The organism is Pseudomonas sp. B26(2017), assembly GCF_002113045.1.
Lineage (GTDB): Bacteria > Pseudomonadota > Gammaproteobacteria > Pseudomonadales > Pseudomonadaceae > Aquipseudomonas.
In genome coordinates, this window is record NZ_NEJJ01000013.1 from 187,638 (window position 1) to 206,644 (window position 19,007).

The 19,007-nt window shown below is 56.9% G+C and carries 21 protein-coding genes; 11 read left to right on the top strand and 10 right to left on the bottom strand.

Going from position 1 to position 19,007, the window contains the following annotated elements:
- Nucleotides 1-941 precede the first annotated feature (941 nt).
- From CAF79_RS20235 to CAF79_RS20245, 3 genes are all read left to right on the top strand, one after another.
- Entirely contained in the window at nt 942-1,607 is a 666-nt protein-coding gene (locus CAF79_RS20235; RefSeq protein ID WP_085699866.1) for a hypothetical protein, read from the top strand.
- 14 nt (nt 1,608-1,621) lie between these two features.
- On the top strand, nt 1,622-2,278 hold the full coding sequence (locus tag CAF79_RS20240) for a class I SAM-dependent methyltransferase (protein WP_085699869.1): 657 nt from the start codon (nt 1,622-1,624) through the stop codon (nt 2,276-2,278).
- A gap of 291 nt (nt 2,279-2,569) precedes the next feature.
- Nucleotides 2,570-2,899, top strand: coding sequence for a hypothetical protein (locus CAF79_RS20245; protein ID WP_085699871.1), 330 nt, complete (start codon nt 2,570-2,572; stop codon nt 2,897-2,899).
- A gap of 42 nt (nt 2,900-2,941) precedes the next feature.
- Here the strand turns inward: CAF79_RS20245 and CAF79_RS20250 are convergent, their stop codons facing one another.
- Nucleotides 2,942-3,691 (bottom strand): hypothetical protein, encoded by a 750-nt coding sequence (locus CAF79_RS20250; RefSeq protein ID WP_085699873.1) that lies wholly within the window; start codon nt 3,689-3,691, stop codon nt 2,942-2,944.
- Between the two features lie 118 nt (nt 3,692-3,809).
- On the opposite strand from CAF79_RS20250, the gene CAF79_RS20255 reads away from it, so the two are divergent.
- The 3 genes from CAF79_RS20255 (at nt 3,810) to CAF79_RS20265 (ending at nt 7,032) form a co-directional block, all read left to right on the top strand.
- A complete protein-coding gene (locus CAF79_RS20255; protein WP_085699875.1) occupies nt 3,810-4,184 on the top strand; it encodes a hypothetical protein in 375 nt (124 codons plus the stop codon).
- Between the two features lie 110 nt (nt 4,185-4,294).
- Nucleotides 4,295-5,041, top strand: a complete 747-nt coding sequence (locus tag CAF79_RS20260) for a hypothetical protein (RefSeq protein WP_085699877.1) — start codon at nt 4,295-4,297, stop codon at nt 5,039-5,041.
- A gap of 71 nt (nt 5,042-5,112) precedes the next feature.
- Nucleotides 5,113-7,032, top strand: coding sequence for an alkaline phosphatase D family protein (locus tag CAF79_RS20265; protein WP_085699879.1), 1,920 nt, complete (start codon nt 5,113-5,115; stop codon nt 7,030-7,032).
- A 52-nt stretch (nt 7,033-7,084) separates the two neighbouring features.
- On the opposite strand, the gene CAF79_RS20270 is transcribed toward CAF79_RS20265, so the two are convergent.
- Nucleotides 7,085-8,257 carry an aspartate aminotransferase family protein gene (locus CAF79_RS20270; RefSeq protein WP_085699881.1) on the bottom strand — a complete coding sequence of 391 codons (1,173 nt, stop codon included), beginning with the start codon at nt 8,255-8,257 and terminating at the stop codon, nt 7,085-7,087.
- A gap of 103 nt (nt 8,258-8,360) precedes the next feature.
- Here CAF79_RS20270 and CAF79_RS20275 point away from each other — a divergent pair, with 103 nt between their 5' ends.
- From CAF79_RS20275 to CAF79_RS20290, 4 genes are all read left to right on the top strand, one after another.
- Nucleotides 8,361-9,266, top strand: a complete 906-nt coding sequence (locus tag CAF79_RS20275; RefSeq protein WP_085699883.1) for a LysR family transcriptional regulator — start codon at nt 8,361-8,363, stop codon at nt 9,264-9,266.
- Nucleotides 9,267-9,311: 45 nt separating this feature from the next.
- The gene (locus tag CAF79_RS20280) at nt 9,312-9,716 is read left to right on the top strand and encodes a GNAT family N-acetyltransferase (RefSeq protein ID WP_085699886.1); all 405 of its coding nucleotides are present in this window, start codon (nt 9,312-9,314) and stop codon (nt 9,714-9,716) included.
- Between the two features lie 64 nt (nt 9,717-9,780).
- Entirely contained in the window at nt 9,781-10,302 is a 522-nt protein-coding gene (locus CAF79_RS20285) for a hypothetical protein (protein WP_085699888.1), read from the top strand.
- A gap of 173 nt (nt 10,303-10,475) precedes the next feature.
- Entirely contained in the window at nt 10,476-11,180 is a 705-nt protein-coding gene (locus CAF79_RS20290; RefSeq protein ID WP_085699890.1) for a hypothetical protein, read from the top strand.
- Nucleotides 11,181-11,249: 69 nt separating this feature from the next.
- Here the strand turns inward: CAF79_RS20290 and CAF79_RS20295 are convergent, their stop codons facing one another.
- From CAF79_RS20295 to cyoA, 6 genes are all read right to left on the bottom strand, one after another.
- Nucleotides 11,250-11,741, bottom strand: coding sequence for a RidA family protein (locus CAF79_RS20295; protein ID WP_085699892.1), 492 nt, complete (start codon nt 11,739-11,741; stop codon nt 11,250-11,252).
- Nucleotides 11,742-11,971: 230 nt separating this feature from the next.
- On the bottom strand, nt 11,972-12,859 hold the full coding sequence (gene cyoE / locus CAF79_RS20300) for a heme o synthase (RefSeq protein ID WP_039765651.1): 888 nt from the start codon (nt 12,857-12,859) through the stop codon (nt 11,972-11,974).
- Between the two features lie 10 nt (nt 12,860-12,869).
- The gene (gene cyoD, locus CAF79_RS20305; RefSeq protein WP_065261339.1) at nt 12,870-13,205 is read right to left on the bottom strand and encodes a cytochrome o ubiquinol oxidase subunit IV; all 336 of its coding nucleotides are present in this window, start codon (nt 13,203-13,205) and stop codon (nt 12,870-12,872) included.
- Nucleotides 13,205-13,831: a cytochrome o ubiquinol oxidase subunit III gene (locus CAF79_RS20310; RefSeq protein ID WP_065261340.1), complete on the bottom strand. Its 627-nt coding sequence runs from the start codon at nt 13,829-13,831 to the stop codon at nt 13,205-13,207. The genes cyoD and CAF79_RS20310 overlap by 1 nt, the downstream gene beginning before the upstream one ends.
- Before the next feature lie 3 nt (nt 13,832-13,834).
- Nucleotides 13,835-15,865 (bottom strand): cytochrome o ubiquinol oxidase subunit I, encoded by a 2,031-nt coding sequence (gene cyoB, locus CAF79_RS20315; protein WP_085699894.1) that lies wholly within the window; start codon nt 15,863-15,865, stop codon nt 13,835-13,837.
- Nucleotides 15,866-15,868: 3 nt separating this feature from the next.
- Nucleotides 15,869-16,810 (bottom strand): ubiquinol oxidase subunit II, encoded by a 942-nt coding sequence (cyoA, locus tag CAF79_RS20320; RefSeq protein ID WP_085606895.1) that lies wholly within the window; start codon nt 16,808-16,810, stop codon nt 15,869-15,871.
- Between the two features lie 347 nt (nt 16,811-17,157).
- On the opposite strand from cyoA, the gene CAF79_RS28955 reads away from it, so the two are divergent.
- Nucleotides 17,158-17,493 carry a hypothetical protein gene (locus CAF79_RS28955; RefSeq protein WP_139832617.1) on the top strand — a complete coding sequence of 112 codons (336 nt, stop codon included), beginning with the start codon at nt 17,158-17,160 and terminating at the stop codon, nt 17,491-17,493.
- A 141-nt stretch (nt 17,494-17,634) separates the two neighbouring features.
- Here CAF79_RS28955 and CAF79_RS20330 read toward each other — a convergent pair whose 3' ends face one another.
- Together CAF79_RS20330 and CAF79_RS20335 are read right to left on the bottom strand one after the other, a co-directional pair.
- On the bottom strand, nt 17,635-18,144 hold the full coding sequence (locus CAF79_RS20330; protein WP_007956723.1) for a disulfide bond formation protein B: 510 nt from the start codon (nt 18,142-18,144) through the stop codon (nt 17,635-17,637).
- Nucleotides 18,145-18,169: 25 nt separating this feature from the next.
- On the bottom strand, nt 18,170-18,730 hold the full coding sequence (locus tag CAF79_RS20335; protein ID WP_085699896.1) for an ester cyclase: 561 nt from the start codon (nt 18,728-18,730) through the stop codon (nt 18,170-18,172).
- Nucleotides 18,731-19,007: the final 277 nt, after the last annotated feature.

Consider the following 19,007-nt stretch of genomic DNA (forward strand, 5'->3'; position numbering starts at 1 on the left):
CTCTAATGCCGTAGGCGAATTCGAGCGACTGCTCTTGGCCGAATGCGGCCCGTTGCGACTGCTGACTGATCGCTGGCACAGCGGCCAAACTGATGATTACAGCCCGTTAATCGCATCTATTGGGCAGATTGAGAGTGGGAGAGTACTTGGTCTCCTGCGCATAGACATGTCCTCCTCCGTCTCTCTTTCAAGCATCAGAAGCGTTACACCGGATGGCAGAGTTACACGCCCAAAGGTTGGTGTACGAAGCCGATGTAACATTAGAAATATTCAATAAATACAGTCAGTTAACAACCATCGTTACACGAGTTACACGAGTTACACGAGTTACACCGCATTGTGGAGGGGGACACACCCCACACCCCGTAAGTATCAATCCCACCAGCGAACGTCAGGTGTATCTCCCACAGTGGGCCGGGGCCCCTGAGGTTTTCTTCGAGACACGGGGTCGGAAACCCGCCGGACCTTGTTAGCGGGAGAACTCCCAGCTTAGTGAACAGGTGAACCCGGTGAACTGCCTGTTCACCTGTGCATCTGCACTACGAAACAATCGATCCAAGGCCACCATTACCGGTACGGTAACGATGTCCTTTTTTCTTCAAGATCCTTTCAATTTCAACGTTGAAATTTCAGTAAATTGCAGCATCTCCCGCTACCACAGTCCCGCGGGTTTCCGACCCCGTATGATGTTGCTGGCTCCAGGGTCCCCAGCACCATTCACAACAATTTCTTCCATAGCTACTACCAAATGACATTGCAACCATCTACGGCTCAAGCTGTATCGCTGAGCGATTACGCAAGCAAACGACTTAACGTGCTACAGTGGCATTGTGCCAACAGCCTAATTAGACATCGGTCATAAAAATAGCAACATCAGTATCGATTGTTAAAAGCTGCTAACCAAACAACTTCCTTCACTAGTCATTGATCGGAACCAACTAATGCCGACGATTAAATCACCTAATAACTACAATGAAATGCTTGAAGGACTAAACAAAGGAACATTTCTCACCACATTTATACTTTTCATTGTTCTCCGTTACTTTGAGACAATCCCCAAAATAATTATTCCAGAATCATTAATTCCGCCACTAAAAGATTACAAAGAACTTATAGATTGGGTAGTCTCATTCGGCGCCATTCCTTTAGCCGCTGCATTGCTAGCAGCTTTCTTGAGCAGTTTTTTTGAGATCCATAATAAAATCTCAAAACTGCTCGGCATCAGATACCTCTGGGATAAGTTTTTTATCATAAAGCCAATGCTTAAAAGTGCGAACATAAAAAAACAGCTGAATCGCGCTGAGACAAAGTTGGCTATGAACAAACTGTACTATCCCGAAGCTAAGAAAATTGATCAGCATTACGTTCAGCTTTTCTGGCGATACGCTATGTTTTTCTGGATTTTTTTTGAGCACATCTTAGTTGTTCTAACCACCGCCTGCGCCCTTGAGCTCATCTACAAAGACAAGTCCTTCACTGGACTATGGTTATACCTACTTGCACTGTCATTAGTCACGCTCGCACAATGGTATTTTGTGACTGTTAAAAAATCCAAAGACCAAGCCAACCAAATACCTGTAAAAGCTATTAAAAAATACTTCAAATAACAAGGACGTAACTCATGAGATATCTAGTTAATGGCAACCACATTCGTTCAGAGAACGCAGCAAAGCCACATACGCAAAAATCAAAACCAGTAAATGACTATTTGCTTTCTAGCGGAAAAACCAACTCAGCACTGGACTTTGGCTGTGGAAAACTAAGATACTCAGACACACTAACAAAAATAGCTACAACCGTAACTTTTGTAGATTCTCAAATTCAACTTTCTCGAAGACAAGCAATAAGAGGCGAACAAACATCCGTAACTGAATTTGTGTCGAAACACTATCCAAACTGCAAAACTATACCATTCGAACAAATCCAGAATCACCAAGATTTGTACAACCTAATAACATGCACAAACGTTCTATCTGCGATCCCATGCAAAGAAACCCTCAACAGCGTCATATCAAGTATAAAAAAACTACTTTCGAGTGATGGAATTGCTGTATTTATCAACCAACACCGAAGCTCGTATTTTAAAAAATTCGAATCTGGCAAGAAGCATTTAAATGGCTATATATACAGCAATCAAAAATCCACTTCTTATTATGGAATTTTCACTAGGGCAGTCACACAAGATCTGCTTCTTGAACATGGCTTTGAAATTATTAAGTCTTGGTGTGTAGGGGAGAGCACTTTTGTGGAGGCTCGATCACCGATGGTTGCTAGCTAGGCTCACCGTCGGATGGCCTCTTCAGCGAACCGTCGACACGAGCATCTAGGGCAAAGAAAACTGAATATTGGATTTATAATCGTTTGGGATTAAGCTCTGTAGCGTCGACAAGCGTGTATCCCCGCTTGTATCCCTAGCGATATAATTTGGTTGCAAGCCACGAAATTTATGGAAGCTTCGAGTCTCCCTCGGGCACCAAAATCAAGAAAGGTCTTGCTTAGCAAGGCCTTTTTTTTCGTCTGCCGGAAAGTGCCGCTGGCCCTCCGGCGAGATCTGACACAGGTTCACCCCATGGAAACGTCACTGGAAACAGTCGCCCTTTTCTCCCTGAAACTCGCTTACGAGGAAGAAGGCCTGAGCCCGATTCTGCGCGATGACCTGGTCATGGGCGATTATCAGAAAGACGTGTTCGAACTGCTGGTGCGCCGGGGTGATGTCCAGACGATCCAGTTCAAGATGAACGAGTGCCTGGCGCTGGCGATGGATGCGTTGGGTGGCGTCGAGAAACCATTGGGGCGGGAACTGCACAAGTTGTCGACCGACCTCAGTCAGGCGCAGTCGCTGGAGCAGCTGGATCAGCCGCTCCTCGCGCTCAAGGGTTATCTCAAGGACATTCTGTAATTAAGACGCGCGATCCGGAGAAACGGGGCGACTGCTTTGCAGTCAGCGCCGAGCCTTCAACACCCGAACATCCGTCGCAAAACCGTCTGCACCGACCATTTTCTTCCAGCCCACATACTGGAATTCGCCCCGCCCATCGATGTAATCACCCTTCTCCACCGACCTGCCGCCGACGATCGCCACGCGTTTTTCCTCACCACAGCCGCCATCCGACGGCCGAACGGTGTAGATCACATACGGCTTCACATATTGCGTGGCGCGAAAGTATTGGCCGCAGACTTCATCGACGGTAATCAGCATGGTTTTCAGGCGTGCTTCACCGCCCGTGTCTTCGTGGAGTTTGAGGAAGGAAATTTCGCCGACATCGCTGAAGCCGAGCGAACGGGCGCGTTGGTATTCGGGGGAGTTCTGGTGGGCGATGCGGCCTTGCTCGGCGGCCTGGTTCATTCTGTCGGCGAACTCGGCTTTGCCACGGGCAATCATCGCATCGGCCTCGGCCGCCACGTTTTCGCATTGAGCGAATTCCCGGGAGGCGAGGTATTGGGGAGGCAGGTTCGTGCGGCGTTCATTCATGCTCCCCAGGCTGTTCTCCAGATTGCCCATCACCTCAAAGGCGCCGGATACACGACCGCTCTGGACGTCGGCCATTTTTTCCTGCATGCGCTGACAGTTGGCAAGGTAATACTTCCAGCTGTTTTCCGGGTGCTCTTTCCAGGCGGCGAATACCGGGGTCATGGCGCTGGCGAAAGTGATTGCACACAGCAGACGCAGAGCAGGGGCGACTTTTGACATGAGTAGTCCATTACAGGAATCAGGAGTGGCGCGAAGCTACTATTTTGCTATCGTGCCGTCCACTGTCGCCAGGCTTATCAAACGCATGCAACGCGACTGATTCAAAAGGATGAATTCGATGGATGGTGTGATTGCCTTAATGGCTTGGGCCGGCATGTGGGTGTGGGTTGTCCGGCAACGCGGCGCGTGGAATCTGCTTCTCGCCAATGTGCTGGGCGCAGCCAGCGGCATGGTGGTGGCTGTAACGGTCAGCGAGCTCTGTATCGGCCTGTTCGGATCAACCCGACCGCCGATTTACGGCGTCATGGGCATATTGCTGGAAATAATGGCAACGGTTGCCACGCTGGTGGGTGTCTGGATGCTGGTTGCCCGTCGCTCGCAGGCTGAACACCCCGCCATGCGTCAGCTTCAAGGCGCCGCATGCGGCATGGGGGCGTGCTTGGCGGCGATCATATTGTTTGCAATCATCAATTCACCCAAAAACGGCATGTAAATGTCTTCGTGGCGTCAGACTTCCATTTTGGTATCTTGCCGCCCCATCGTCGGGACTCACTCTGCGCGACGCACTGTTTTCAGGTTTTTGCAGGTTAAGGAAAGGATCGAATGGAGTTTCTGCGTTTTCTGGCATTTGTCGCGGCCTGGGGTTTCATGTGGCGCTGGGTAGTGAAAAACCGCGGCAGCTGGCATTTGTTTTACGCCAACCTGGTCGGTGTAGCGGGCGGTTTCATTGTTTCGATGGTGGTGCTGGCGATCACTTTTTCGCTGTTCCCGTCGGCGCATCGCTACGAAACTGCGCAGACTGAAAACGTCGTGGCACAGCAGGAAGCCGAGCCGACCTCGTTGCTGCCGGAAGCCGAGGCGGTCGCAAGCCCTGCTGTGCTGAAAGACGCGCCGGTGTTTGCCGCTATCGAGCCGGACAACAAGCCTTCTCCAGCGGATTCCGCATTGCTGCCGAACTACGCCAGTCGCGCCCCGAAGACGATGTCGGTGCAAACCGTGATCGACCAGAGTGACGATCAGGGGCGCAAGGCCCTGACGGCGCTGAGCAAAAAATCGCGCGCCGACGCCCAGGGCGACAAATCAATGCTCGCGTATGTGATGTGCAGCCCGTTTGTGACCAGCACCTTGCGCTTCCCCGCTTCTGCCCGGTTTGCCGACAGCAAAAGCCTTACGCCACAGCGCTTCAAGGATCAGGTTTACTCGTTCAGCAACACCGTCACCGCACGGAACATGAATGGCGACGACGTGACGTACCGCTTCGACTGCTCCGTACAGGAACAGCCAAGCGTCGACGCGACACCTGCCGCATGGCGCCTGCTGGCGCTGAAGCTGGAAAAAGCCGGCGCTTAAGCCTGGTTTAAGGGTTCAAGGCGCCGGCTGCGCTATCATCGCCGGCCTGTACGCCTTGAGCTTTTTCCCCAATGCCTGCGACACCTGATGACCTGAGCCCGTTGCCTGCTGTTCTGGCCGGGCCACTGCTGCGCCGACTGGAACCGACGCGCCTGGTGCTTTGGCTGGTCGGCAGCCGCGAGCTGTCGCTGACCTTGCGCCTGCAAGGCGTAGGAGACATTCCACTGGATGCCGGGAAATGCACTGTCATTCCTGTGGGCACCGGGGCGTTTGTTCACCTGATCGACGTTGCGCTGGAAACCGCCCTGCCCTGCGACACCCGCATCGACTACGACCTGTTGATCGATGGCCAGCAGCCCATCGCCGACTGGGCGCCACACCTGCTCTACGACAACGCCACCGGCCCGAACTTCGTCCTGCGCTCGCGCATCGACCAGTTGCTCCACGGTTCCTGCCGCAAGCCGCATCACCCGGCCGCCGACGGTCTGCTCTGCGTTGACCGGTTGCTGGCCGCCGAAACTGATCCGCAGCAGCGCCCCGCGCTGTTGATGATGAGTGGTGATCAGGTTTACGCCGATGACGTGGCCGGTCCGATGCTGCGGGCAATTCATGCCCTGATCGAGCGCCTCGGCCTCTTTGGTGAGCACCTCGAAGGCGCGGTGGTCAGCGACAGCGCGAAGCTCTACGAACACCCGGCCAGTTACTACCACCGTGCGGATTTACTGCCGGCACTGGAAAGTAACGAGACACTGCGCGAGCGTTTCTTCGGGGGGGCGCGCAAGCCGATCTTCACCAGCAGCAGCGCCGACAATCACCTCGTGACGTTTGCCGAAGTGATAGCGATGTATTTGCTGGTGTGGTCGCCAACCCCTTGGGCACTGGTCAATCCGCAACCGCCAGCGCTGACGCCTGAACGCCTCAAGCGCTATGCCCTCGAGCAGACCCGCATTGACGGGTTCAAGGCCGGACTCGGCCAGGTTGCCCGGGCGTTGGCGCACTTGCCGAGCCTGATGATTTTCGATGACCACGACATCACCGACGACTGGAACCTGTCCGCGCAATGGGAGGAAACGGCCTACGGCCACCCGTTCTCCAAACGCATCATCGGCAACGCGCTGATCGCCTACATGCTGTGTCAGGGCTGGGGCAACCATCCGGATGCATTCAGCGCAGTGCTGGAGAAAACCCGAGGCCTGAGCGCGAGCGGTGACGATCGCTATCTCGACGCGCCCGTGCAGGACGCATTGATCGAGGAACTGCTGCGTTTTCAGCAATGGCATTTCGTATTGCCGAGCAGCCCGGCGCTGGTGGTGCTCGATACCCGCACCCGACGCTGGCGCAGCGAGATGGCGCTCAAGCAACCGTCGGGTCTGCTGGACTGGGAAGCTCTGAGCGAACTGCAGCAGGAACTGCTCGACCACCCTTCGGCGATCATCGTTTCGCCGGCACCGATCTTCGGTGTGAAGCTGATCGAAACCGTGCAACGAGTCTTCAGCTGGTGCGGTTATCCCCTGCTGGTGGACGCGGAAAACTGGATGGCCCATCGCGGCGCGGCCCAGGTCATCCTGAACATTTTCCGACACTCACGTACACCGGGCAGTTACGTGGTGCTGTCAGGCGACGTGCATTATTCCTTCGTCTACGAAGTCCTGATCCGACACCGCAAGGCCGGCCCGCGCATCTGGCAAATCACCAGCAGCGGCATCAAGAACGAATTCCCGCCGACCCTGCTGGAATGGTTCGACCGCCTCAACCGCTGGCTCTACTCGCCGCGCTCACCGCTCAACTGGCTGACCAAACGCCGCCGCATGCGCATCGTGCCTTATGTGCCCGAGCACGCCGAAGCGGGTGAACGCCTGTGGAATTCGGCGGGGATCGGCCAGGTGTTTTTCAATCAACAGGGACAGCCGAACGACATCATTCAGCACAACGCGAACGGCGCACCGAAGACCCGAATGCTGGCGCCGGATTTGTCGGACTACCCTGATTAAAAAAAAATGGCTGCCGAAAAAACGGCAGCCATTTCAGACGCGACCGGGACAATCAGCTTTCGCCCAGCACCCGAGCCACCCCTCTGACAATCATCCCCACCTCCCGCTCATCAATCGTCAGCGGCGGCAGCAGCCGGATCGTCTTGCCGCGAGTGACGTTGATCAGCAGTCCGTGGTCCCGTGCCGCGATTAATGTCAGGTCGCGGACCGGCTGTTTGAGTTCGATGCCGATCATCAGCCCTTGCCCCCGAATCGCCAGCACATTCGGATTGTCCGCCAACTCTGCGCGCAAACGGGTCAGCAGGCGCTCGCCCTGGATCCTGGCATTTTCCAACAGGCCTTGTTCTTCGATGATCTCGAGCACGGTGCAACCTACCCGGCACGCCAGTGGATTGCCGCCGAAGGTACTGCCGTGGCTGCCAGGGGTGAACAGATCCGCCGCCCGGCCTCGTGCCAGGCAGGCGCCGATCGGCACGCCGTTGCCCAGGCCCTTGGCGAGGGTCATGACGTCGGGAACGATGCCTTCATGCTGGAACGCAAACCAGCGGCCGGTACGGCCGATGCCGGTCTGGATTTCGTCGAGCATCAGCAGCCAGGCGTGGCGGTTGCACAATTCACGCAGGGTCTTGAGGTAGCCGGGCGGCGCCAGTTGCACACCGCTTTCACCCTGGATCGGTTCGACCAGAATCGCCACGATCCGCTGACCATGCTTGCGCTGCACTTGCTCCAGCGCCTCAAGATCGCCGAACGGCACTTTGACGAAATCCCCCGGCAAGTCATTGAAACCCAGGCGCACCGCGGGGCCATCGCTGGCGGACAAGGTGCCGAGGGTACGGCCATGAAACGCGTTGGCCATCACCACCACCAGCGGCTGTTCGATACCTTTGCGCCAGCCGTACAGACGCGCCAGTTTCAGCGCGGTTTCGTTGGCCTCGGCACCGGAGTTGTTGAAGAACGCCCGCTCCATTCCCGCCAGTCGCGTCAGTTTCTGCGCCAGCGATTGTTGCCAGTCGATGCTGTAGAGGTTGGAGGTGTGCAGCAGCAATCCCGCCTGCTCGCTGATCGCCGACACGATGCGCGGGTGCGAATGGCCGACATTGGTCACCGCCACGCCCGCCACCGCGTCCAGATACTCGCGGCCCGCCTGATCCCAGAGTCGGGTGCCCAGGCCTTTGATGAAGCTCAAGTCCAGCGGTTGATAAGTGTTCATCAGGGCGGCGGTCATGTCGGCAAACTCCAGCAAGGTGAGAAGTTGCTGGCAGTATGGTTATCCACCCGAACTGGATAAACTCGGCAAAACTTCAATCATTTAAAAGCCGGGCTTGATAATGGATCTTTTCCAGTCGATGAGCGTGTATGTCAAGGTTGTGGAGTCCGGCAGCATGACAGCGGCCGCGCTGCAGTGCGAAATGTCCACGACCATGGTGGGCAACCACCTGCGGGCGCTGGAGCAACGGCTCGGCGTACAACTGTTGCAACGCACCACCCGCCGCCAGCGACTGACCGAGTTCGGCAGCGTTTACTACCAGCGCTGCCTGGAAGTGCTCGGTCTGGTCGCCGACTCCGAGCGGCTCGCCGAGCAGACGCTCGATGAACCGCGCGGCATCCTGCGAGTTACTGCGCCGCTGACCTTTGGCGTCGAACGCCTGGCCCCGGCGCTCAGTGAGTTTTCCCTGCAATGCCCGCAGGTCAAACTCGATGTGATCCTGACCAACCGCCGTCCGGATCTCCTGGAAAGTGGTCTCGATGTGGCCTTCCGACTGGGGCACTTCGACCAGTCCAACCTGATCGCCCGCCCGCTGATCGACTACACCCTGACCGTCTGCGCCTCCCCGGAATACGTGGCCCGACGCGGCATGCCGCTCACGCCTGAAGAGCTGCGTCAGCACGACTGCCTGTCCTTCGCCTACCCCGCCGGCGATGACTGGCAATCGGTGGAAAAACAGTGGCGCCTCAGCGGTCCGGACGGAGAAATCATGGTCGACGTCAAAGGCCCGATGCTGATCAACAGTTCCGCCGGCCTGCATCAGGCCGCGCGCACCGGCATGGGCATCGTGATGCTGCCGGACGCGCTGGTGGAACAGGATCTGCGCGACGGCCGACTGGTTGTCGTGATGCCGCAATACCAGCCGCCAAACCGGCCGATGCATCTGCTTTACGCGCCGGATCGCTATCGGCTGCCGAAACTGCGTCGCTTCGTCGAGTTCGCCATGCAGATGTGGGGCAGACCGTAAGCAACGCGACTACTGTTGGAAATACACCAGGGACGGGATCAACGAATGAACAAAGACATTTCAATACGCGACCTCCTGCCCACGGAAGTGGAGGCGGCAAGGCAGTTTCTCGAGCGGCACGGCTGGGGCCACCGCACCGGCACCGCCGAGCATTTCGCCCAGCTCATCCAGAACTCCCAACGCACCGCCGTTGCATTGAGCGGCCAGCAGATTGTCGGTTTCGCCCGAGGCCTCACCGATGGTTTGTCCAACGGTTACCTGTCGATGGTAGTGGTCGACGGGCAACATCGGCGCGCGGGCATCGGGCGGGCGCTGGTTGAACATGTGATGGGCGACAACACCGACATCACCTGGGTCCTGCGTGCCGGGCGCGAAGGTGCGGAGGCATTTTTTGCCAGCCTGGGGTTTGAAACATCGGTGATCGCAATGGAGCGTTTGCGGTTGAAATAGCCGACGGTTGCCGTGACCCCGGCTATGCTCCACCCTCCTCCTTTTCCAGCATGGATGCTGCGCAATGCTCACGATTCTGCAAAACACCCCGTTGCGGGTTTACCTGATTCTTCTGCTGGTGGTCTGTCTCGGTATCAAGGCATTTTCTCCTCGCCGTGAAAGCCGCGCCTCAATGCTCATAACACCCCCGGCGTTTCTCGCGTGGTCGCTGTACTGCGTGAATCTGACGATCAACCCGGTCTTGTTTTTGAGCATCTGGTTCGGTTCGCTTATGTTGGGTGGAATCTCGGCCTGGCTGGTGTTCTCCCGGCGGGGCGTAGTGCTCGACGACTCCGCGACCGGGCTGATCATGCCCGGCACGGTAAAAACCCTGATCATGTATTTGATGTTCTTTTTCGCAAACTACTACTTCAATTATCAGCATGACGTGCATCCCGAGCTTTCCTCCTCCCCCGACCTGCTGCTCAAGTCCGGTATTGCAGGTTTCATGTGCGGCCTGATCGGTACCCGCTCGTTGAAGCTCTACTGGACGCTGCGTGACCTGGCGTCCCGGCGATTGCCGATAAATGCCGTCGCCAATGAATAACGCAGGGCGCTCGCGGTGCCTGGTTACCCATCAGAAAACATCAGGATAAATAATCGGCACCGCCGGCCCCTTGCTCCGTGACAACGCCGCCGCGCTCCCCTAAATTAGTCGGCCTGAAAAAGCCTTCAGCGCTTTCTCGTCTCATCTCAAGTTAAAAAAGTAGTGAAATTTCAATGTCCGATTTCAACACCGCTGAATCCGTAGTCACTCTGTCGTCCAAAGCGGAATACGAAAACTCCATCAATCTTTCACAACACATCCCACAGGCGAAGATCATCAGCGAGATGGTGCTGGACGCGTTCCAGTCGAGCCGCGAGAGCGATCAGATCCGCGAGTTGCGCGCCGCGATCCGTCAGGCCCATGATCGCTTCGATGACGATCAGGCTTACGAGCTGATGGGTCAGCTCAAAGCGCTGAAGGACGCCGAGGCCGCTGACACCGCCGCGCTCGAAGACCTGAGCAGCAAATTCCCGATCAGCCGCATCCTGTCCAGCTTCAAGGACGATCCGGCGTTTCAGGAAATCGTCTACGGCCTGGCCCTCAAGGTGCTGAACCAGACCCACCAGGCCATCAGCAACCCGAGCGGCGGCAAGAGCAAGGCCGCACGCGCCAAGAAAGACGTCGAAGTGTTCAGCATCAGCAAGGACGGCATCAGCGTGACCCTGCCGATGCGCACACCGCGTTCGCGCCTGAGTGTGGATCGCGAGGCGCTGGAATTCCTCGGTTTCAGCTTTGTGGGTGAAGGTGACGAAGCCGAAGTCGAAGGCGAAACCTTCGTCGACAATACCGGCACCGAGCACGCGATCAACCGCAAGAACATCATCACTGCGCTGCAACAGCAGACCGCGTTCGACGGCTACAGCATTGCTGCCCAGTAACACTGGCGCTGACGAAAAAGCCCCGCTCTGAAATTCAGGCGGGGCTTTTTGTTGAGCGACTTTCAGCGATTATGCCGACGGATGTACCGCTGCGATCATGTCGACTTCGATAGCTGCGTTTTTCGGCAACTGATAGACGCCGACGGTGGTGCGGGTGTGACGCCCGACATCGCCCAACACATAACTGAATACATCCGAAGCGCCGTTGGCGACTTCGCTGAGGTCAACGAAATCCGGCGTGGACTTCACGTACACCGTGACCCGCAACAACGCCCTGACCTTGTCCAGCGAACCGACTGCATCGACGATGAACGCCAGGCAACGCATGGCGCTGATGCTCGCGGCGGCTTGCGCATCCTTGAGCGTCAGCTCCAGCCCGACCCGGCCGGGATACTGAATCTTGCCCTCGGTGCGCGGCACCATGCCACTGATGTACAGCTCATCGCGATGACGCACCAGCGGCGCGTAATTGCCGCCCACCGTGTTCTCGCCATTGATGTCGTAATTCAGCTCTTTTGCCAGGGCAATGAAGCGTTCGTCGCAGGTCATCCTCTCAGTCATTTCGCCCAGCCTCTTGATCGATGCATGTCGTTGGATCCGAATCTAGGGCTTTTGCCTACCGACCGCAACCTGTCGATTTCGAGCGAGTCGCTTCGGGAGAATGGCTGGTTACCGCGCCCTTTTGGGAGAAGGTCTGTCGGCGACAATTGACGTCGTCTCTCCAGCATCCGAGCAACAAAAAACCCCGCTCATCTCTCGATGAACGGGGTTTCTCGTACAACGTTCGAACCTTACGGCGCGTACGTCAGCAGCAGCTCGGTCGGCACCTTGAAGTCCAGGGACATCATGACGCTCAGCGCGGTGATGGTGAAGATCGAGAACACGAACAGCTTGCGTGCCCAGACCGTGTCATCCACCGCCTTGTAGCCGGTCCAGGCCATGTACAGCCAGTACATGCCCATGGCCGCGGCGACGGCGAGGTAGCTCATGCCGGCGTAACCGCTGAAGGTCAGCATCAAGGTCGCCACGAGGAAGGCCAGGATGTAGAACAGGATGTGCTTCTTGGCCACCTGGATCCCGCGCTTCACTGGCAGCACCGGAATCGATGCGGCCAGGTAATCATTGAAGCGGAAGATCGCGATGGCGTAGGAATGCGGCATCTGCCACAGACTGAACATCACCAGCAGGGTCAGCGCGGCCATGTCGAAGCTGTTGGTCACGGCCACGTAACCGATCACCGGCGGCATGGCGCCCGACAGACTGCCCACCAGCGTGCCGTGAACCGACTTGCGCTTGAGGTACAGGCTGTAGAAGCCGACGTAGATGATGAAGCCGATTACGGCGAACAGGGCAGCCAACGGGTTGGCCACCTTGTACAGCAACGCAACGCCGGCGACACCCAGGACGGTCGCATAGACCAGGGCCAGTTTCAGGGAGATCAAGCCCTGAACCAGCACCCGGTTTTTGGTGCGTTCCATCTTCAGGTCGATGTCGCGGTCGATGCAGTTGTTGAACACGCAACCGGAGGCCACGACCAGGGAAGTGCCGATCATGGCGGCCAGGAACACCGCCAGATCCACATGCCCTTTCGAGGCCAGGAAGAACCCGCCTGCCACAGAAAGCACGTTACCGAAAATGATCCCCGGTTTGGTGATTTGGATAAAGTGCTTGAGCGACATCGGGTCTACCTCACTTCGCCATCATGAACGTGTGGATGCTGAACATGATCCACAGCGACAGGCCGACCAGCAGCAGGATCACGATGGCCGTAAAGACGAACGCGATCACGTTGTTACGCTGAGCCACGGAGCGGTCCAGGTGCAGGAAGTAATACAGGTGAACGATCACCTGGATCACGGCGAACAGCAGGACGATTGCCAGCGTGGTGGACTTCGGCAGGGTCGGGAACATCACCAGGCCGAACGGGATGACGGTCAGGATCACCGACAGGATGAAGCCGATGGCGTACGACTTTACGCTGCCGTGGCCAGCATCATGGCTGTCATGGGAGTGTGCATTAGCCATTACAGGGTCCCCATCAGGTAAACAACGGTGAATACGCAGATCCACACCACGTCCAGGAAGTGCCAGAACAGGCTCAGGCAGCTCAGACGGGTCTTGTTGGTCGCCGTCAGGCCGTGCTTGTTGACCTGGTACATCATGATGCCCATCCAGATCAGACCCGCGGATACGTGCAGACCGTGGGTACCGACCAAGGTGAAGAACGCCGACAGGAAGCCCGAACGGCTAGGACCGAAGCCCTCGGAGATCAGCAGGTGGAACTCGTTGATCTCCATGGCGATAAAGCCTGCGCCGAGCAGGAAGGTCAGGAACAACCAGCCCAGAACCTGCTGCTTCTTGCCTTTGTACAACGCCAGCATGGCGAAGCCGTAGGTGATCGAACTGAACAACAGCAGAGCGGTTTCGCCCAGCACGTATGGCAGTTCGAAGATGTCGTGGCCCGACGGGCCACCGGCGACGTTGTTTACCAGTACCGCGTATACCGCGAAGATCGACGCAAACAGAATGCAGTCGGTCATCAGGTAGAGCCAGAAACCGTATACGGTCATCTCGCCCGAGTCGTGGTGATGGTCATCGTGCCCATGGTCATGACCATGGGCGTGTCCAGCATTGGTCACTAAGTTCGACATTGTTTAAGCCTGTTCCAACTTGGTTTCAACACGGGTTGCGGAAGCAGGGATCTTCCCGGCCGCTACCAGACGCTTGTGCTGCTCGGCTTCGATGCGCTCGATCACATCGACCGGCACCATGTAGCCCTGATCGTCACGTGCTGCGTGGATCACGAAGTAGATGACAGTGCCGGCCAGGCTGGCGATCGCCAACCACCAGATGTGCCAGATCATCGCGAAACCGAACACGGTCAGCAGTGCGCCCATTACCACGCCAGTGGCGGTGTTGTTCGGCATGTGGATCGGTTCGTACTTGGCCGGAGCCTTGTACGCGGTCCCGTTTTCCTTGGCCTCGGTGAACGGATCGATGCAGTCTGCTTTTGGCAGTACAGCGAAGTTGTAGAACGGAGGTGGCGACGAGGTCGACCATTCCAGGGTATGGGCATTCCACGGGTCACCGTGTTCGCACATGTTTTCCGGCTTGTTGCGGTCACGTACCGACACGTACAGCTGGATCAGCTGGCAAGCGATACCCACAGCGATCAGGATCGCACCGAACATGGCAACGTACAGGTACGGTACCCACTCAGGGTTGGTGGTGGCGTTCAGACGACGGGTCATGCCCATGAAGCCCAGAGCGTAGAGCGGCATGAACGCGACGAAGAAGCCCGAGATCCAGAACCAGAATGCTGCTTTACCCCAGCCTTCGTGCAGCTTGAAGCCGAACGCTTTCGGGAAGTAGAAGCCGAAGCCTGCGATGTAGCCGAATACCGCGCCGCCGATGATCACGTTGTGGAAGTGCGCGATCACGAACAGGCTGTTGTGCAGAACGAAGTCAGCACCCGGGATGGCCAGCAGTACGCCGGTCATGCCGCCGATGGCGAAGGTCACCATGAAGCCCAGAGTCCACAGAACCTGGCTGGTGAAGCGCAGACGGCCCTGGTAGATGGTGAACAGCCAGTTGAACAGTTTCACACCCGTCGGGATGGAAATCAGCATCGTCGCCAGACCGAAGAAGGCGTTGACGCTGGCACCCGAACCCATGGTGAAGAAGTGGTGCAGCCAAACCATGAAGCCCAGTACCGAGATCGCGCCCGAGGCGTAGATCATCGAGTGGTGGCCGAACAGTTTCTTGCCGGTGAAGGCCGAGATGACTTCCGAGAAAATGCCGAACGCCGGCAGGATCAGGATGTAAACCTCAGGGTGGCCCCACGCCCAGAACAGGTTGACGTACATCATTGGATTGCCACCAAGTTCATTGGTGAAAATGTGGAAATCCATGTAACGGTCAAGGGTCAGCAGTGCCAGGGTAGCGGTCAGGATCGGGAACGAAGCCACGATCAGAACGTTTGCCCAGGTGCAGGTCCAGGTGAAGATCGGCATGTCCATCAGCTTCATGCCCGGGGTACGCATTTTCAGCACGGTCGCCAGGAAGTTAACCCCGGTTAACGTTGTACCCAGACCCGATAGCTGTAGCGCCCAGATGTAGTAGTCCATCCCCACGCCAGGGCTGTATTGCAGACCCGACAGCGGTGGATAGGCAACCCAGCCGGTCTTGGCGAATTCGCCGACGCCCAGGGACAGGTTGATCAGCACGACGCCGGACACCAGCAGCCAGAAGCTCAGGGAGTTCAGGAACGGGAACGCAACGTCACGCGCGCCGATCTGCAGCGGCACTGCAAGGTTCATCAGGCCGGTGAAGAATGGCATCGCCATGAAGATGATCATGATCACACCGTGAGCGGTGAAGATCTGGTCATAGTGTTCAGGTGGCAGGTAGCCAGGCGAACCCTCGGTGGCCATGGCCAGCTGGGTACGCATCATGATGGCGTCGGCAAAGCCGCGCAGCAGCATGACCATGGCGACGATGATGTACATCACGCCGATTTTCTTGTGGTCGACCGACGTCAGCCACTCGGTCCACAGGTAAGTCCACTTCTTGAAGTAGGTGATTGCAGCGAACAACGCCAGACCACCGAGCGCGATCATCGAGATGGTGACCATCACGATCGGCTCGTGGAAAGGGATCGCTTCCCAACTTAATTTACCAAACATCGTTTACTCCTCTGCCCCGGCAGCTGAATGCGAATTCGAGTCCATATCCGTTGCCGCCACTTCTTTCTCTTTCTTCTCGTGCTTCAGCGGCTTGCCCGGTTTCATGCCTTCGTACTTGTCGACGATGGTCTGGAACAGGTTCGGCGTGACCGAGGAGTAGAGCTCGACTGGATTGTTCTGGCTTGGCTTGGCAAGGGCTGCGTATTCAGCTGGTTCAAGCTGTTTAGGTGCCTTTTTGACTTCACTTACCCAGGCGTCGAAATCTTCCTGAGAAGTTGCGATCGCTTTGAATTTCATACCGGTGAAACCAGCGCCGCTGTAGTTGGCGGAGATACCGTCCATTTCAGCGTTGCGGTCAGCGATCAGGTGCAGCTTGGTGGTCATGCCCGCCATCGCGTAGATCTGGCCGCCCAGGCCCGGGATGAAGAACGAGTTCATCACCGCGTCCGAAGTGATCCGGAAATTAACTGGCGTGTGCGCCGGGAACACGATCTTGTTGACCGTGGCGATGCCTTGTTCCGGGTAGATGAACAGCCACTTCCAGTCCAGCGCGACCACTTCGATGGTCACCGGCTTGACGTCGGATTCGATCGGACGATACGGATCCAGCGAGTGGGTCGACTTGTAGGTGATGTAACCCAGGGCAATGATGATCAGGACCGGGATGGTCCAGACTGCCACTTCGATCTTGGTCGAGTGCGACCATTTCGGGGTGTAGACGGCGTTCTTGTTCGAGGCGCGGTACTTCCAGGCGAACAGGAAGGTCATGACGATGACCGGCACAACAACCAACAGCATCAGCAGCGTAGCGGTGATGATCAGGTTGCGCTGTTCCAGGCCGACCTGGCCCGTTGGATTGAGCAAGGTCATGTTGCAGCCTCCCAGCAACAACGTGCCGAGCAGCGGCACTAGGCCTAGTAATCTGGGGTACCTGTTTTTACTCATCTCACGACCTCTAAAGCAGCTTGCGCAATGCAGTTGGGTTTTGATCGCCAACACTTCACCCTGCCAAGGGTTGGCATTTTCTTTGGATTGAATAAGGGCCGCCCGTCGCGCGTCAGACGCTCGACAAAACCTGGGACAGCGTTCAGTTCTTATTCGAATTCGTGGTCAAAGGCCTTGTTACAGACCAATTCCATTTGGTGCGGAAAGTTGGAAGGCACCGACACCTGGGTGTCTCGCATGCCTCTCGGCTGCTCGACACCCGACTTCCTGCTCGCCTCCTTAATAAAGGCTGAACAGTGCCGGGAATTCAGTGCGGGCGATTGTAGATAGGTAGCGCCCTATACACCATGTCTTATCCCGAAATAATTTTTATCGCTCAGAGCAACAATCCATCACCGTTTTTGCAAAAGTTCCGCATGTTATCGAAATCGATTCTCAACAAAAACACCAAAAAATGTAGGTCTATCGGCATCAGTTCAGACAGCTCCGAGGGCTTTTTCCCACCGCGCGATCCGCGCAAAGCCCGATATGCCAAGGCTTTTGGCCATCTGTCGGAGTCTGTTAAAACTGCCTGTTCCGGCACACGCGTGCAAAAACCGAAAAACGCTGAAACAGACCAATCCTTTTTTGTAACAGCACTCCAATCCGGCCCTGTGAATCGCCCTGCGACAGGGCGTGTGTGACAACATGTCGCACACCTGTCGCACCCTTCCTTGCCGTTCGTCACGGTGTTTTCACACAGACCCTGAAATGCAAAACGCCTCGAGTCGCATCACTGCAAATCGAGGCGTTTGTTTTATCGGCGCAAGCGCCGAAAAGTTGATTCAGCGCAGTGCTTTTCGGTTACGCGAGGTCAGCAGCGGCACCAGAATCACCACCAGCACGAAGGCCACCAGTGCCCATTGCGCCAGCGACAGGCCAAGGATCGGCGGGTACGGCGTCGAACAGAAACCGTCGACCTGGAAGCCCAGCGGGAAGATCTTCGCCAGCGGCAGATCATCGACGATCGGCTGCAACACATCGATGCCGCAACTCACCGCCGGATAAAACTGGGTGTACACGTGATGCCCGGCAACACCGGCCCCGGCGATGGCACAAATCACCACCAGCACCTCGAACACCGTGATGCTGCGGCGGGTACGCATGGCCGCGCCGATGAACGCGAACAGCGCGATCAGCAGCAACGCATAACGCTGCAGGATGCACAGCGGGCACGGTGCCTCGCCCAGCACGATCTGCATGTACAGCGCGCCGCCGATCAGCGCCAGGCAGATGATGCCCAGCAACACCAGATAGCGCCGTTCACGTCCCAATCGAATCGTTTCCTCGCTCATCGCGTTTCCCTTTCATGTCCATGGTTCAGCTGGCCGGCGGCTGCGCTTGCAGTTGCGCCATCAGGCTGATGTTGTCTTCGATATGCCAATTGGCCGCGATGCGACCATTGTCGATCTGATAGATATCGGTAGCCCGGAAGTCTACACGCTGGCCCTGCCCTTTGAGAGCCTTGAACGTGCCGGTGAAATGCCCGCGAAAGTGCAGATGCACCACCACGCGATCCCCGGCGACGATCATTTGCTCGATCTCGCAACTCAAGTCCGGCACCGCCGTGCGAAAGAACTTCGATGCCAGCAGCGGCCCGGTCGGCCCCTGCACCCGGCCTTCCGGCGGGGTCTTGTCGACAAACTGCGGCGACAGGGCCGCAGTGGCCAGCGCCTCTTCGCCGGTGTTCCAGAAACTGCCGTAACGCCGTGCCGCCAGTTCCATCGCATCACGCTGCGCCTTGGGCAGGCTCTGATCGACGATCAGGGTCCGGGGTTCGATCAAGACAGACTCGGCAAAGGCAAACGGGCTGGACAGCAAGGCAACCGACAGGCCCAACGTGGCCAGGCTGAAACGACGGGAAGAGGCGAAGTGCGACATGGGGCGATCCTGATCATGTAAACGAACGAGCGCCTATCATCAGCATCGGGGAATAAACGATAAACCGGTTAAGAAACGATTAACCTTTAAACAGAATTTAAGAATCAAGACCGCATAACGGCCAATCGTCGGATCGCCGCCCGGAGCAGGCTCGCTCCCACAACGGATTGCATTCCAGTGTGGGAGATTCTATGGTTTAGGGGAAACCCTCAACTTGCTTTCGGCTGGTATTCGCTCTGCCCCTTTAGTAGTGCGAATACGACCCGAGCAAGTTTAC